Consider the following 15471-nt stretch of genomic DNA (forward strand, 5'->3'; position numbering starts at 1 on the left):
CCCCTATTTCTTTTCTTTAATGATATATATCGGCCTTCTCTTATTTTCTATATAATCACGCGATACATATGCTCCAAGTATGTAGATGAACAGCATCTGCATGCTGCTGACCATCATGACCACAAGCAGCAGCACATCGGTAGCTCTTATATCCTTTGACGGATCCGCGCAGTTTACCGCGCACACAGTCATAAACACGATGGCTGCCGCAAAGAGCAATACGCTGGCAAGGCCCGCCAGTCTGAGAGGCAGTGTCGAGAACGCCATTATCCCGTCGGCGGCATACGCGAAAAGGCTCCCCATCTTCCATTTTGAAGTTCCTTTTACCCGCTCCGTGTCCTCACACTTTATCCATTTTGTCTCGAATCCCACAAAAGAAAATATACCTTTCATATACCGACTGCTATATTCTCCCATATTTATGATAGAATCTGCCACCACCCTTTTCATCATCCTGAAGTCTCCATAGCCATCCCGCATATCCATACCGGTGAGCCATTTGCCAATTTTGTAGAACATCCTGGTAAACAGCTCCCGGAGCGAGCCGTCACCCTTCCTGCCGACCCGTTTCCCGCCGCAGCAATCGCAGTCTTCTTCACATCCCCTGCCGGCAGAAAATTGCTGTTGACCAGACTTTCCGCCAGATAATCGAACCTGTACATACCATCCGAGATAAGTCTAATCTGCTGACTGTCAAAAGGAAACCCATCCTGCCTCGTATCCGACAACGGCAGATACTCCTCACCGACCCGGCTCACACCTATACTGACCAGCAGCGAGAAAGTCATGACCGCTATCATAGCGCACCTTCCGACGACTGCCGGTATACGAGCCGCGGCCTTCGAAAGAAGAAATATGGTCATCAGTACAGCATCTATCAGGAACACAGGAGTCCACCTGGAAAAGACCGCCGGGACAAGGCTGATCAGGCATATGAGCAGCGTTCTCGGCAGCGGAGCCTTTTCCTCCAGCGTATCGACACAAAGCCATATTATCAGCGGGACAAACGGTATCAGCATTTTGCTCCTCGGATAGAGGAAACCGCTCAACGCCAGCCATATGACCGGGATCGTAAATATAGCCAAGATAGCTGCCGCTATCATTCTCTTCCGTTTCATGAACAGAGACGCGATGAGCCCGTACAAGCTTATTAGAGTCAATCCGCATCCGTATGGATTGTACAACAGCCCTTTCATGGAAAAATCAAAGATTTCCGCCGGAGCAGCCGCGAAGCTCCCACCATCTTTACCAGTAGATACGATGGCCAGAGCCGAAGGGATCAGCAGCACGCCGCTCATCCCCAATCCCAGCAGCACAGCCGCAACGCCTTTCACAAATTCCCGGAGCTTTTCCCTCCTATCCTTGTCTTCATGTGAGATCTCATGCAGGAAGTAGATCAGACATACCAGAAGACAAGCCGGCACATAGAAAAAACTGTGTATCATCATCAGGAACACAGCTGAGACAGCCATGCCCATCCGCCCTTTTCGCAATAATCTGTCCGCTCCCATCAGCGCCAGGATCAAAAAAGGCATATAACTGACAAACATCACATGATGATGCGCGTGGAAAAAGCAGGCGGCTCCGGCCATGAACAGGCCTCCCATGAGACACGCTGAGCGTCTTATTCCCTTGCCCCTGAGCCATATGTACATCATGTTGACCGACGCTATGAAACCCATAGCCGCATACACCGCGATGAAATATTTCATTTCCACACCTGGGAACAGGCATGCTATCATGACATCCGGTCTGAACAGCCCGTAATACGCCAGATCATAGATATTGCTCCCTCCGCCGATATTGACGAGCTGAGGGAATATGACGCCGCTGTCTGCAATCGTCTGCCTCAGAGCCTCAGCAGCTCCCACATACTGGCTGTACCAGTCTCCGCCAGAGCCGAAAAAATTCCCACCGCCTGCAGGCAGCGCCATTACAGCCACAGTTATTATCGTCAAACCCAGATGATATTTCAGATCTCTTCTCTCCATTGCTCCGCTATTCATTGATGTTACACTCATTCCTTGAAATCGTCACTTATTATACAGAGAAATGACGGGCGATGTATTATATGGCTATTAACAGACTTTAAACAGTTTTTAAACTTTACGATCTCAATATATATAACGTCTTGCCACGGCAGAGATTCTGAGACAATGATGACGACCTGGGTTTATACTCTTTTAACGATTTCATTGATTTCACGTATAAACTCCGACCACGGCAAAAATGCTGAGACGATGATTTTCACCGCTTTTTATACATTTTTCAATGAATCTATCAAGTTTACGTATAACTCCTGACGGTGTTGAAGCTGATCGACCTGAAATTTTTATACGTAATTTTATTCAATCTCAGTAAATATGTATAAAAATCATCCTTTCAGGCTTCCTCAGCCAAAATTTCATCGAGATCTCTTATACGTAAAATCACTGGATTTAAAATATCTGTATAAAATCTCGCTTCGCGCCCAGCTCCACAACGTCCTTCGCAACGCCCTTCGCAACACTTTCCACAGCGTCCTCCGCAACGCTTTCCATAACGCCCTTCGCCCCCCCCGCAACGCTTTCCGCAACGCTCTCCACAGCGTCATTCTGACGCTGAAAATTTTCCCATATAAAACCTGCTAAGGAAAGTCAAGAGAAATTTTCTTAGCAGGCTTTCTGTTTTTTTGTATAACAAAACTGCTGACTATGTCAGCATACTGTACATATCAAAACTTCAATTAGCTAGTTTGCTGAGTAAACCTCCATTACTCTTGCATAATATATCCTCAAGAATTTGTTTAAAGCAGCTATCTTTGCTACTCTTTTTGCTTTACCTTCGTCTTCTTTCTTTATCATAAAATCATATACTGCCGGATCTTCTTCTGATCGCCCTCCCGCTTTCACACATCTCATCACTTCATATCCAATCTTACGCAGAGTTGCAGAGCCGCGCTTGGTTATGTGTCTGTTCGTGCCTATCAATTTCCCTGATTCATATGGAGGAGGATCTATCCCTGCATATGCAATCAAACCTTTACTACTATGAAATCTTCTGACATCTCCGATTTCTGCAATCAGCTTAACGGAGAGTATATCTCCTACGCCACCCATTGCTCTAACAGTAGGATATTCAGGTAATGTTCTTGCCAATTCCTGCATGCGTGTTAAAATAGCAAATAGAGCACTGTTTACTTCACGAAGTGCTTTGACTGCTTCTAACACTAACATCTTAGTTGAAGGTGCGTTAGAAGGAATTGTAGGGATGCCATCCTTAGCGAGTCGGTAGATTTGAGAGGCTTTTGATTCGCTTTGATGGTATCCTTTTTTCTTTGCCCATTTCTGGTAATGTTCGATAAATTTTGTTTCACTACGTTTCGTGATGTTATTATAATGCCAGTATTCTTCTGCAAAATCGCATAACTTATCCTTTCCTGAGTACTCACTCCAACCTCCGAAGCAAGCCTTGACACCGGGCATTGTGTAATCAAGAAGATGAGTCAAGTTTAGTAGAAGCTCAATTCTCGATTCCATAAAGAATCGATATTGCCTTCCCAAAAGTTTAAGTTCTGCATATACACCTTCCTGACAATCAAAAGGACGTAAGGTGAACCATTTCTCAATTCCATAATTAGCAATAGAAATAGAATCTCTTTTATCAGTTTTAACTTTACGCATGTCTTGTGATCGATAATTCTTCATTTCTAAAGGATTGATAACGGAAACAAAGAGCCCTGCATCTTTTAAAGTTGTTGCAACAGGAAGATGATAGATTCCCGTAGCCTCCATGACAATGCGTACATCAGAATCTAACCGCTTTATCATACGTGCTAATTCTGATAAATCAGATTCGGTATGTTCGATTTCATATGGGCCTGCAACTATTTCGCCCATGGGTTTCATAATACATACCATGCTTTTTTCTTTAGAAACATCAATTCCTACACTAAGCATAAGTTCTCCTCCTAAAGTATTTTTGTAATTGTTCCACCCACACTTATTGCCATTCATTTTTGCTCGTTACACGGATGCTTGATCCAACCTGCTTAATCGATGGTTCACAATAAGGAGATGGTTGACGGTTTTATTTACGGATGTGAAACCCAAAAAACGCCACGCCAGACCAATTACTCTCCTTATCATAAAAAAACAAGCGCAAGTTTCCAAGCAACTAAGTACTTGTTACTTACACTTTTATGGTACAAAAAACCGCGCATAAACCGCGGTTTTCACTTAAACAAACAGAGGGACGGCTGTACGCCGTCCCCATCTAAAAATTTCTCATCTCACCGCCCGTTTCCGCGGATCTGATCCTTTTCTCACAACTCACACACCTTTTCGTACATCCTCACGACCAAGTTCGCTTTCCGCATCGCCATCATCTGCTCCATCGGCGCTATGCTTATCCCCCGCCTTCGATGGTCGAACAACGCAATCCGGTAAACGATAAGTATACTGCACTTCACGCAAGGGTTTCCCTCCGATCTGGTCTTCCAGGAAAGCGTCGGAAACGTTAAATCCCATTTTCTCGTAAAACAGCCTCGCGTGATGGTTTTCCTCCAGCACCCACAGAAAAATATCACGGAAACCCAACTGCTTCAATTCGCAAAGAGCGGCTTCCAGCAGAGCCTTACCATATCCCTGCCCTGCATACTCCGGCAGGAGATAAAGGGATATGATCTCTCCCCACGACGGGAACTGTTGGAATCTGGACTCGCAGAAACTCGTAGTGCCGATCGCGCGCCCTTCATCGACGCATATCAATGTATGCCAACCCGGCTGATCCAAATGCGGCGCCCAATGTCCATTCGGAATCGAATCAAGATATGCCTGTGGGACAATTCCCTTATACGCGCTTTTCCAACTTTCTTCATATATCCTGCTGATGTCCATTCGGCTGTCATCCGGACGGATCCGTCTGATTTCCATCTGCTCCTCTCACACCTTTCTTATGGGATTTCTTATCACGGTCTTCAGCTTCTCGGGTGCCACTCTCCTGACGTCGGAAAGGTAGATCTCATGATGCATGCGCTTATCCGTGATGTCAGGCGCGTACCCTTCTTTTTCCATGAATTTGTGCATACGCACAACGGTTTCCGGTTCGTCGTCATACGCGCCGACGTGCATGCACTGTACGCACAATCCTTCATCATAGGCGAAAAACTCCGCCTTTGAAAAGTCCTTTTTCTTCTTTGCCGCGGCCTCTCCGACAGCCCAGTCAAAGCCTTCCTGATAAAATGATCATGTCCCAAGCATACCATATTCGACGTTCCATATGCAACCAGCCGTGTACAGAGTAGCCGGCGTCTATTGCTTACTTTCGAAAACTCTGATCTCCCACAGACCATACATGGCTGTCGGAGGATGCTGCCGGAGTATTCTGTGCCATCACTCCCACAAGTCTGTGAGGAACGTAAGGCTCTTCAAGATACTCTATTTCACTTTTATCCAGCACGAGCTCCGTCGCTTTAGCGGCGCCTTCTACATGATGTGGCTTCGTTGCTCCTGCCACGGGAGCCGTGACCTTCGTAAGGAGCCATGCCAGAGAGATCTCCGTCATGGAAACGCCCCGGTTTTCCGCCAGTTCAGCCACGCGTTCTATGATGACACTGTCCTTCTCAGCTGTGGCGTCGTATTTCAATTTTCCATAGCTGTCTTCCTCCAGCCTCTTGGACGTTTCCCCCGGATGCTTAGACAGCCTCCCTCCAGCCAGAGCGCTGTACGGAGTCATCGCTATATTTTCTTCCGCGCAGTAAGGAGCCATTTCCCGTTCTTCCTCTCTGAACAGCAAATTGTAATGCCCCTGTACCGATATGAATTTCGCGAAGCCTTCCTTTTCGGCAAGCGCGTTGGCCTTGGCGAGCTGCCACGCAAAACAGTTTGAAATACCTATGTACCTTGCTTTGCCCGCTTTCACCACATTGTTCAATCCCTCCATGATATCGTATATCGGCGTCCTGTGATCCCACATATGATAGATATACAGGTCGACGTGATCCATTCCCAGGTTCTCAAGGCTTTTATTTATCATCCTTTCGATATGCTGCTGCCCCGTGATCCCTTCCTCGATCTCTTCGTTTGTCCTCGGCAGGAATTTTGTTGCGACTACGACCTCATCCCTCTTTGCGAAATCCGCCAGCGCCCGGCCAAGATACTGCTCGCTGGTACCGTTCTGGTAGCCTATCGCCGTATCGAAAAAGTTTATCCCTGCTTCGATCCCCCTTTTTATTATCTCTCGCGTATGTTCCTCATCTATCGTCCAGCTGTGCTGCCCCCTGGATGCGTCCCCGAATCCCATACATCCCATACATATCCTCGAAACATTCAGTTCCGAATTACCCAGCTTCGTGTACTGCATTTTCTTCCTCCATTTCAGATTTTTCCACCAGACTTTCCTGCTGAGGATTATACCGCGCTCCGACGATCTGGATCCGATCCAGTTCATCATTGATCCGCCGCAGCTCTTCCTCAGTGAATGCGATCTCGTCCGCCGCGAGGTTTTCCTCCAGACGGCTCAACTTTGTAGTTCCCGGGATCGGTACGATCCACGGCCTCTGAGCCATGATCCATGCCAAAGCAAATTGGGCAGGAGTACAGCTTTTCTCCTCCGCATGATATCGCACGAATTCCACGATCTTCTGATTTGCTGCCAGCGCTTCCGGAGTTTCAAACCGCGGCATTCCCGACCGCACATCGTCCCTGTTGAACGTCGTTTCGGATGAGATCGTCCCCGTCAGATAGCCTCTGCCGAGAGGGCTGAAGCACACGAGACCGATCCCCAGCATCCGAGGCCAATGGAACGGACTTTTAACGGGCTCTTTTTCCCCAGCACTGTCATCTTCATTATTTCTCCTCCATTTCTCTGTACGATGCCTGTCATTCCTCATCCTCAAGGGTCAGCGTAGCTGTGATATTCCCCGTTCCCAGCACATCCTTCAGCTCTTCCTCCGAAAGCTCCTGCACCTTGCCGAGACGCGTAAATTTCCACGTGTTCGGCGCATAATATATCACCAGCAGATTCCCCTCCGAGAGGATCACATCGCCGGCTTCGGTGGTTATCCTCTCATCGTTAGTGGGGAGCTGCATCCCGAAGCTGCCGAACTTCTCCATGTGAGCATAGTCCTTCATGGAGATGGTAAAAGGGCCTTTTCTCAGTAATTCTTTCACCGCCTCCGCCGAGCTGTTATCCTCCAGTTTCACCCGAATGTTTTTCCCGTTCACTTCCATATCCATCATCGTCATATCCTCCTTCGCAAATCCATCACTTCAACTCTACAGGCTCGTCAAGACCGGGTTGTTCAAATAGTCGTAGACCCGTCTGACTTCACTTGTTTTACGAGTATCCAGCATGGACGGACATCCCTTATCCAACTCCGAGATCCTGTCCATATCCGCTTCATCCAATTCAAAATCCCAGATCGCCAGATTTTCTTCCATGCGCTCTCTGTGAACAGACTTCGGTATGACGATGACTCCCTGCTGCACATTCCAGCGCAGGATGATCTGAGCCGGAGTTTTCCCGTATTTCGCCGCCACCTCTAACAAAACAGGCTCGTCAAACATCCCCTTCAGGCCTTCGGCAAAAGGCGCCCACGCTTCCGGCTGGATATCAAGTTCTTCCATCAGCTTGATATCCTCCGCACGCTGATAATGAGGATGTCGTTCGATCTGATCGATCTGAGGTTTTATCTCAGCATTGAAGCAGAGATCAAGCAGACGGTCAGGTTGAAAATTGCAGACACCTATAGCGCGGACTTTGCCTGCGCGGTAAAGGTCTTCCATCGCCCGCCACGAACCATAATAATCGCCAAAAGGCATGTGGATCAGGTAGAGATCAAGATAATCAAGTCCCAGTTTGTCCAATGAGCGCTCGAATGCCTGCATCGTGTTATCATATCCCATTTCCTGGATATACGCTTTTGTAGTGATGAAAAGCTCATCCCGCGGGACACCGCAGTTTCTGACCGCACGACCGACAGCTTCCTCATTCTGATAGGAGCTGGCTGTGTCGATCAGACGATAGCCCGCGTCTATCGCATCCATCACGACCTGCTCACAGTCCCTTTCCGGTATCTGAAAAACGCCGAACCCTTCTATCGGCATAGATACTCCATTCGGCAGTTTCCTTGTTTCCCACATAAATCCTTCGCCTCCTTTTCCTCGCTTCCATTATAATCCCTTACATTTTTAATAACAAACAGTTGTGAATTATGATTTATCATCGCTTTCAGGAATGATAAAGATGTGATATACTGACCATATACTGACAGTATTCCAGGATAAAAGGAAGTGACAAATATGATAGAAACAAGACTTCTCCATTATTTTCTCGCCGTCGCCCGCGAACAGAACATCACCAAAGCGGCCCAGGAATTGTTTATTTCTCAGTCCACGCTTTCACGACAGATGATGGATCTGGAAAAGCAGCTGGGAAAGCAGCTCTTCATCCGTGGAAAGCGGAAGGTAACATTGACGGAAGACGGTATATTTTTACGCAACCGTGCTCATGAGATCATGAAACTCCTTGAAAACACAGAAACTGCGCTCCATACCGATACGGAAAATCTGAGTGGGGATATCTTTATCGGCTGCGGTGAAACGGTAGCTATGGATACCATCGCCGGTATGATGGCAGAATTTCATGAACAATACCCGGAGGTAAAGCTCCACACATACAGCGGAGATGCCGATGCCATCATGGATCGGATCGATAAAGGGCTTTCCGATATGGGTCTGCTCCTCGGCCCCATGCGCCAGGAAAAATATGATTACCTGAATCTGCATCAAAAGGATATTTACGGTCTGTTGATGCCTGGAGACTGCGAGCTCGCAAAGCAGGAAACCATCAACATAGATCAGTTGAAAACGCTGCCTATGATCCTCGCCGATCAAACATTTTCCGGAAATCAGGATCTCGATTGGTTCGGAGAAGACGCGTTGAACGTAGTCGCGACTTATAATCTGATCTACAACGCGACTTTCCTGGTAGAGCATGGCGTCGGATACGCTCTCTGTTTTGACAGATTAGTAAATACAAGCGGCCGCAACCTCGCCTTCAGACCGATCACCCCTGAACTGTCCGTAGGACTATATATCGTCACAAAAAAATATCAGACCTTTTCTCCGGCAGCAAAAGCATTTTATGGGAAAATCAAGCAATGCAGAAAATAAACTGTATTTTTATCAGGTGTCCAATATTCCATGCGCGCTCATGCTGACTTCCTATGAAGGAGACGGCTGCGACAGCCCGCCGTCTTCCCTTTCCGGATACACAGCTCTTCCTTTAGGAACGGTTAAGCTTTTAACGTTCTTTTTTCTATACAATTTTCTTCCCATCCCAAGAATGTACACAAAAAAATACATTTTTGTTGTTCATGTTTATAAATGCGCTTTCTTCGCCCTTTTCATCCCGCATTTCTTGCCTTGATAAATATTTAATTAACAAAAATCTCTTTACAAATCCATTTATCAAATATAGAATAGTTTTAAAATTCAAATTATTAAAATTCACATGGAAAGGAGCTTCAATGAGCAGATTAGAGTTTCAAACAAAAGACAGAGCCCAAATGGTAGTCGAAGGGCTTTACAAGGATCTTGAACGCCGTATCATCGCAAGCCCTCCCGGGCAGTGTCCCGTAGATATGGCAGCATCATTTCTCAAGCTATGTCACGCACAGACCTGCGGGAAATGCGTGCCATGCAGAGTCGGGATCGGCCAACTGCTGAATCTCATCGACGATCTTCTGGATCTCAGCACAGATACTTCTCTGGCCACCCTCGATCTGATAGAGAACACTGCTCTGGCCATCAGAAATTCCGCCGATTGCGCGATCGGCACAGAAGCGGCAAATATGATACTCAAAGGGCTGGACGGATTCCGTGACGACTATGAAGAACATGCCGTCAGAAACCGCTGTACTGAAGAAATACAGAAAGGCAAACAGCCTGTGCCTTGTGTCGCTCTCTGCCCTGCCAATGTAGATATACCGGGATACAGCGCATTGGTTTTAGAAGGCCGTTACAACGATGCGGTCAACCTCATCCGCAAAGACAACCCTTTCCCTACAGTATGCGCTCTTATCTGTGAACATCCATGTGAAGCGAGATGCCGGCGAAATCTCATCGACGCGCCTGTAAACATACGCGGACTTAAGCGATACGCTGTAGATCACTGCACCCAGGTGGACATACCTGAAAAAATGGACGACACAGGTAAACGCGTAGCTGTCATAGGCGGCGGTCCAAGCGGACTGTCTGCCGCTTACTTCCTGTCGATCATGGGCCATGACGTGACTATATTTGAAAAGCGGAGCCAGCTGGGTGGGATGCTGCGGTACGGCATTCCAAACTACCGCCTTCCGAGAACCAGATTGCAGGAAGAGATCGATCTTATCCTCTCGACCGGCGTAAAAGTACATACGGATTATGACGTTGCCGACGAGGAAAATATCCAGGCTATCCGCAATGAATACGACGCTATCTACATAAGCATAGGAGCTCATACCTATAAAGAAATGGGAATAGAAGGAGAATTCTCCAAAGGCGTCATCCCCGCAGTGGAAATGCTCCGTGGGATAGGCGACGACTCCATGCCTGATTTCAACAACAGATCCGTTGCCATAATAGGAGGCGGTAATGTAGCCATGGATGTCGCCAGAACAGCTAAACGTCTCGGCGCTTCCGAAGTCACGATAGTCTACAGACGAAGAAGAAGTGATATGACTGCGCTGGACGAAGAAATCGAAGGCGCCATCGCCGAAGGCTGCGACCTTCTTCAGCTGAGAGCTCCTTCCAGGATAGAGGCCACCAGAGAAGGGAACGTCAAAGCCCTGTGGGTCAAATCACAGATCGCAGGTGAGGCCGACAATTCAGGCCGCCCTCGCCCCGTCGATGCCAATGCTGAAGAAGAATGCATACCATGTCAGATCATCATATCAGCGATAGGACAGGACATCGAATCCCATATCTTTGAAAAATGGGGAGTTCCTCTCGAAAAAGGGCATACACTGTCCGTAAACAGTTTCGGCCAGGTCACGAATATGGACGGAGTATTTGCCGGAGGAGATTGTGTAACCGGTCCTTCAACGGTCATCAATGCCATCGCGGCAGGAAAGGTAGCCGCTGCGAACATCGATAATTTCCTCGGATATCACCATGAAATAAAAGTAGATATCTCCATCCCGGAACCTCGGATCGCCGACAAAAAACCTTGCGGCAGGACTGAACTGCGTCTGCGTTACGCCAGAGAACGAGGTCGGGATTTTCTCGCCATCGAGCAGGGCATGAACGATGAAGAAGCCCAGCAGGAGGCTTCAAGGTGCCTGCGATGTGATTATTATGGTTTTGGTTCTTTTAGGGGAGGAAGGTCAGAAAAATGGTAAAACTTACAATAAACGATCAAACGGTCAGCGTGCCTGAAGGTACTACCATCATGGACGCCGCGCAGAAAATCGGCATAGACATCCCGCATCTTTGCTATTGGAAGGGGATAAACGACATAGGCGCATGCCGCGTCTGTGTCGTTGAGCTTGAGGGTATGGATAAGCTGATCACCGCCTGCAATACTCCTGCCGAAGAGGGCATGGTACTGTACACAAACAGTCCAAAAGTCCGCGCTACGAGAAAAACGAACGTACAGCTCATCTTATCGGATCACGATGAAAAATGCGCCACATGTGTACGCAGCGGGAACTGTACCCTGCAGTCGCTTGCCAACGACCTGGGAGTTCTGGATCTGCCTTATAAAATGATAGCCGAACACAATCGCTGGGATAAATCCTTTCCTCTTATCCGCGAAGCTTCCAAATGCGTCAAGTGTATGAGATGTATACAGATCTGTGACAAGGTGCAGAACTTACACGTATGGAACGTTACCGGCAGCGGATTCCGTACCACTGTAGACGTAAGCGGCAATACGTCGATAAAAGATCAGGACTGCTCCTTATGCGGACAGTGCATCACTCACTGCCCGGTAGGCGCCCTCCGCGAACGAAATGATGTTGACAGAGTTTTCGACGCGATAGCTGATCCGGATATCGTCACTATGGTCCAGATCGCGCCCGCAGTAAGAACGGCGTGGGGAGAAAGCATCGGTATGAGCCATGAAGAAAGCACTACCGGCAAACTGGTAAACGCATTGCGCCAGGTAGGTTTCGACTATATATTTGATACTGTTTTTTCTGCGGATCTCACTATCATGGAGGAAGGAAGCGAGTTCATCGAGCGTTTTGAAAACAAAGGCTCTTACAAATGGCCTATGTTCACCTCCTGCTGCCCTGGATGGCTGCGCTTTGTCAAAGCCAGACATCCCGAACTGATCCCCAACCTTTCCACGGCAAAATCACCGCAGCAGATGTTTGGAGCAATGGCAAAAACATATATCGCCCACAATATCGGTGTCGATCCGGACAAGATCTTCTGCGTTTCCATCATGCCATGTGTTTCCAAAAAATTCGAATGCGATGTCGAGCAGATCAACGATGCGGGACACGGTAAAGATGTAGATGTCGTATTGACAACAAGGGAGTTGTCACGCATGATACGTTCTGACAGAATAAAAGCCGAAGCTCTGGAGGAAGATAAATTTGACGATATGTTCGGCGAAGGAAGCGGAGCCGGCGTGATCTTCGGGACCAGCGGCGGAGTTATGGAGGCCGCGCTGCGCAGCGCTTATTACCTGATCACGAAAAGGAACCCCGAACCGGACGCCTTCAAAAGCGTTCGCAGCGATAAGAGATGGAGGTCATATACATTTGAAATCGAAGGCACCGCTGTCAATATCGCCATAGTAAGCGGGCTCAAGAACACTGAGGATCTCATCACCGCCATAAAAAAGGGATCTGTAAGCTATGATTTCGTCGAAGTCATGGCATGTCCCGGCGGATGCTCCGGCGGAGGCGGTCAGCCGATACACGAAAGAGAAGAGCTGGGCGACGAACGCGGAAAGATCCTTTACGGGATAGACCGCGCTTCCGATATACGCTTCTCCCATGAAAATCCGGCAGTCCTCCTCTCATACAAAGAATTTTTAAAGGAACCTCTTTCAGAGAGATCCCACCAGCTGCTGCACACAGATCTGTCTGCATGGGAAATCGAATAAAACCGCAGCTTTGTGAAATGCGCTCGCCGGGCGCGCGCGCCATTAAACGAATCCCTCGCATCGGAAAAAGCCGACGCGAGGGATTTTCATCTGGCCGCCGGTTGCTTGTACATCTCCAATGCGCAGCCATCATTTCGAAAAAATAAGGTTTGCAATCTTTTTAAGCTTTTAGTTTTCCCGTCTCTTCCTGTCGTACAATAATACTCCTGCCGCTCCTGCTGCCGCAAGTGCAAGGATACCTGCCATCAGAGCAAGATCGGTATCGTCACCGGTCTGCGCAGTCTTGTCGGGTTTGGCCGTTCCTTCCTGATTCCCCTGATTCGACGGTTCGGTAGTCGTCATTTCTTCCTCCCCAATGGTTACCTGCTCATTGGCAGGGATCTCTACTCCACCGACTGTTATCTGAGATCCGCCATTATTGATGATCGTCACACCTTCCGCCACATCCTCAGTAAATGTCGTTTCCTCCGATATCGACAATATCGTCAGCACATCGCCCGATGAAGCTGATCCCAGGGCTTCATTCACCGCATCCGGACCGACAAGATATTTCGTCTCTCCGTTGCTGGTAAAGCTTGCTGCAACAACTGCGTCCTGCGACAGATATTCCGTCACCTCCTCAGGAAAGACTCCTGAAACGATTCCGGTAGTAACAGGTCTGGCAATATTTCCATCAGGTACCGCTGTTGTCACCTCTTTCCCGTCCCAGTAATTGTATTCAAGATCGAAAGTAGCGTTCTCGACTATGGTTTGCGCCTTGATCAACTCTCCCTCGCTGTCCCCTGAATCTATCATCACATTGTTGTTGACCACGGCAGTCGTACCGGAATCTACATCTCCAAATCTTATCGCTCTGTCATTTGCTCTCTTGATTATGTTCTCCGTTATCGATATTTCGCCCCTGACGCTTGAATTGTTCCCGCTCTGTACCGCGATTGCGTTATGCGTCGTATTGTCAAAAACACTGTTGCTTACTGTCAGACCGTCGGTTCCCTGAACATACACGCCCTGGAAGTAATCGGAGAAATTGCAGTCGGTGACTTCGATATCCTTAAAATACTTGCTGTCCGCCATCATCCTTATTGCAGTATATCCATTAGTCGCCATCCTGCTTTCATCGCCCTGGAATGTACAGCCGATAAAATGCAGCCCATCGACGGCAGTATCGCCGCCACCGCTGTAATAATCGCCTACGGCAACATTGTCCTTTATGGTCAAACCGTCAAACGTTATATTGGAAAGCAGGCATTCGGCATGATAGCTTCCGGCAGTCCCTGGCAGAGTTTTTTCTATGACATAATCATATGCGGAGGCACTTTCGCTGCCGTAGATATGCCCGGAGGTCGTTGAAAACCCAGGAAGCACCACGTCATTATCAGCTGTAAATGTCACATTACTGACCGTTCGTTCATATGTGCGAATATTACTTGTCAGGTCAGTCAAGTTACATGCGGTTTCGTTTTTTACCCAACCTTCTTCTGTACTATACGTCATATTATAATAAAGCGTGTTGCTCCCGACGTACTTTGTCGCCCTGTTTATAACGAGAACATCCGTATATTCCCCTGAGCTGAAATGTATCGTCTTTCCATCGATGGATCCGTATGCGCCATCCAATGTATATTGAGCATTTTCCGGCGTTACAGTCCATACATCCCCATTCATTTCAGGGGCGGCAGGCAGCTCTGTGCCCTCATACCCTTTATCAGGATCCACCTGACTGGCGTCAACATCCGCAAAGGCCACTGCCGGGATCATCGTCAGCACCATCATCACCGATGCCAGCAGGGCACCCCATCTTCTTTTTCCTCTCATTTGATGCACCTCTCGCTTTCATACTTGATGAACAGATTTTATTGCATATAAAACCCACTCGTAAAAACTACGCTTTAAGGGAATTAAATATGTATACCCCCCCCCCGTGTCAAGAATTCGGTCGCCATCGGCAGCCTCAAACTGTTGCAGGGGCGAGGTCTCATCCGGCAGAAAAATACAGATTTTTTTCAAAAACAAAAAAGTCCATAAACGGCCAACTCTTTTGTTGAACGAGTTTACTTTCTCCGGCACGTGGGATATAATACAAACATATAAAGAAAACTTGAATTCTAAAGAATAGAAAGGGTGAGTTATATGAACCTGGCAAAAATCTCTGCAAATGGTCAAATTACTGTGCCGATAGAAATCAGGCGACAGCTTGGGCTGAAGTCCGGCGATAAAATCCTGTTCCTGCAAAAACAGAATGGAGAGATCGTTGTCAGCAATGCCTCCGCTGCGGCAATCCAAAAAGCTCAGGTCGCTTTTGCCGGAGCTGCTGAGGCACTGAACGTATCCAGCGAAGATGATATTCAGGCGCTTGTAGACGAAACACGGTATGGAAAGGAACGCTAA

The 15471-nt window shown here is 47.8% G+C and carries 13 protein-coding genes and 1 pseudogene; 4 read left to right on the top strand and 10 right to left on the bottom strand.

What is annotated here, in order from left to right:
* Positions 1 to 3: 3 nt before the first annotated feature.
* The 9 genes and pseudogenes from ACQY69_RS04420 to ACQY69_RS04460 all read right to left on the bottom strand — a co-directional run bounded on the left by ACQY69_RS04420 (position 4) and on the right by ACQY69_RS04460 (position 8123).
* Complete coding sequence (locus ACQY69_RS04420) at positions 4 to 519, bottom strand: hypothetical protein (protein ID WP_428258966.1); 516 nt, start codon at positions 517 to 519, stop codon at positions 4 to 6.
* Positions 450 to 2006, bottom strand: coding sequence for a YfhO family protein (locus ACQY69_RS04425; RefSeq protein WP_428258968.1), 1557 nt, complete (start codon positions 2004 to 2006; stop codon positions 450 to 452). Before ACQY69_RS04425 ends, ACQY69_RS04420 begins: the two co-directional genes overlap by 70 nt.
* A 723-nt stretch (positions 2007 to 2729) precedes the next feature.
* On the bottom strand, positions 2730 to 3938 hold the full coding sequence (locus ACQY69_RS04430) for an IS110 family transposase (RefSeq protein ID WP_428258970.1): 1209 nt from the start codon (positions 3936 to 3938) through the stop codon (positions 2730 to 2732).
* Between the two features lie 372 nt (positions 3939 to 4310).
* Positions 4311 to 4913 (bottom strand): N-acetyltransferase family protein, encoded by a 603-nt coding sequence (locus ACQY69_RS04435; RefSeq protein WP_428258972.1) that lies wholly within the window; start codon positions 4911 to 4913, stop codon positions 4311 to 4313.
* Between the two features lie 9 nt (positions 4914 to 4922).
* A pseudogene (locus ACQY69_RS04440) lies at positions 4923 to 5213 on the bottom strand (GyrI-like domain-containing protein); the annotation flags it as partial.
* A gap of 85 nt (positions 5214 to 5298) precedes the next feature.
* Positions 5299 to 6342, bottom strand: a complete 1044-nt coding sequence (locus ACQY69_RS04445) for an aldo/keto reductase (RefSeq protein WP_428258974.1) — start codon at positions 6340 to 6342, stop codon at positions 5299 to 5301.
* Complete coding sequence (locus ACQY69_RS04450) at positions 6320 to 6871, bottom strand: aldo/keto reductase (RefSeq protein ID WP_428258975.1); 552 nt, start codon at positions 6869 to 6871, stop codon at positions 6320 to 6322. The genes ACQY69_RS04445 and ACQY69_RS04450 overlap by 23 nt, the downstream gene beginning before the upstream one ends.
* On the bottom strand, positions 6861 to 7220 hold the full coding sequence (locus tag ACQY69_RS04455) for a cyclophilin-like fold protein (protein ID WP_428258976.1): 360 nt from the start codon (positions 7218 to 7220) through the stop codon (positions 6861 to 6863). Before ACQY69_RS04455 ends, ACQY69_RS04450 begins: the two co-directional genes overlap by 11 nt.
* Positions 7221 to 7256: 36 nt before the next feature.
* Positions 7257 to 8123: an aldo/keto reductase gene (locus tag ACQY69_RS04460; RefSeq protein ID WP_428258978.1), complete on the bottom strand. Its 867-nt coding sequence runs from the start codon at positions 8121 to 8123 to the stop codon at positions 7257 to 7259.
* Between the two features lie 159 nt (positions 8124 to 8282).
* On the opposite strand from ACQY69_RS04460, the gene ACQY69_RS04465 reads away from it, so the two are divergent.
* From ACQY69_RS04465 to ACQY69_RS04475, 3 genes are all read left to right on the top strand, one after another.
* Complete coding sequence (locus tag ACQY69_RS04465) at positions 8283 to 9155, top strand: LysR family transcriptional regulator (RefSeq protein WP_428258980.1); 873 nt, start codon at positions 8283 to 8285, stop codon at positions 9153 to 9155.
* A gap of 356 nt (positions 9156 to 9511) precedes the next feature.
* Complete coding sequence (locus ACQY69_RS04470; RefSeq protein WP_428258982.1) at positions 9512 to 11365, top strand: NAD(P)-binding protein; 1854 nt, start codon at positions 9512 to 9514, stop codon at positions 11363 to 11365.
* Positions 11359 to 13083, top strand: coding sequence for a [FeFe] hydrogenase, group A (locus tag ACQY69_RS04475; RefSeq protein ID WP_428258984.1), 1725 nt, complete (start codon positions 11359 to 11361; stop codon positions 13081 to 13083). Before ACQY69_RS04470 ends, ACQY69_RS04475 begins: the two co-directional genes overlap by 7 nt.
* Before the next feature lie 168 nt (positions 13084 to 13251).
* Here ACQY69_RS04475 and ACQY69_RS04480 read toward each other — a convergent pair whose 3' ends face one another.
* A complete protein-coding gene (locus tag ACQY69_RS04480; protein WP_428258986.1) occupies positions 13252 to 14898 on the bottom strand; it encodes a right-handed parallel beta-helix repeat-containing protein in 1647 nt (548 codons plus the stop codon).
* Positions 14899 to 15213: 315 nt separating this feature from the next.
* On the opposite strand from ACQY69_RS04480, the gene ACQY69_RS04485 reads away from it, so the two are divergent.
* Positions 15214 to 15471 (top strand): AbrB/MazE/SpoVT family DNA-binding domain-containing protein, encoded by a 258-nt coding sequence (locus tag ACQY69_RS04485; RefSeq protein ID WP_428258987.1) that lies wholly within the window; start codon positions 15214 to 15216, stop codon positions 15469 to 15471.

It is taken from the genome of Gallibacter sp. Marseille-QA0791 (assembly GCF_965119705.1).
In the GTDB taxonomy this organism is placed as follows: Bacteria; Bacillota; Clostridia; order Peptostreptococcales; family Anaerovoracaceae; genus Lentihominibacter; species Lentihominibacter excrementipullorum.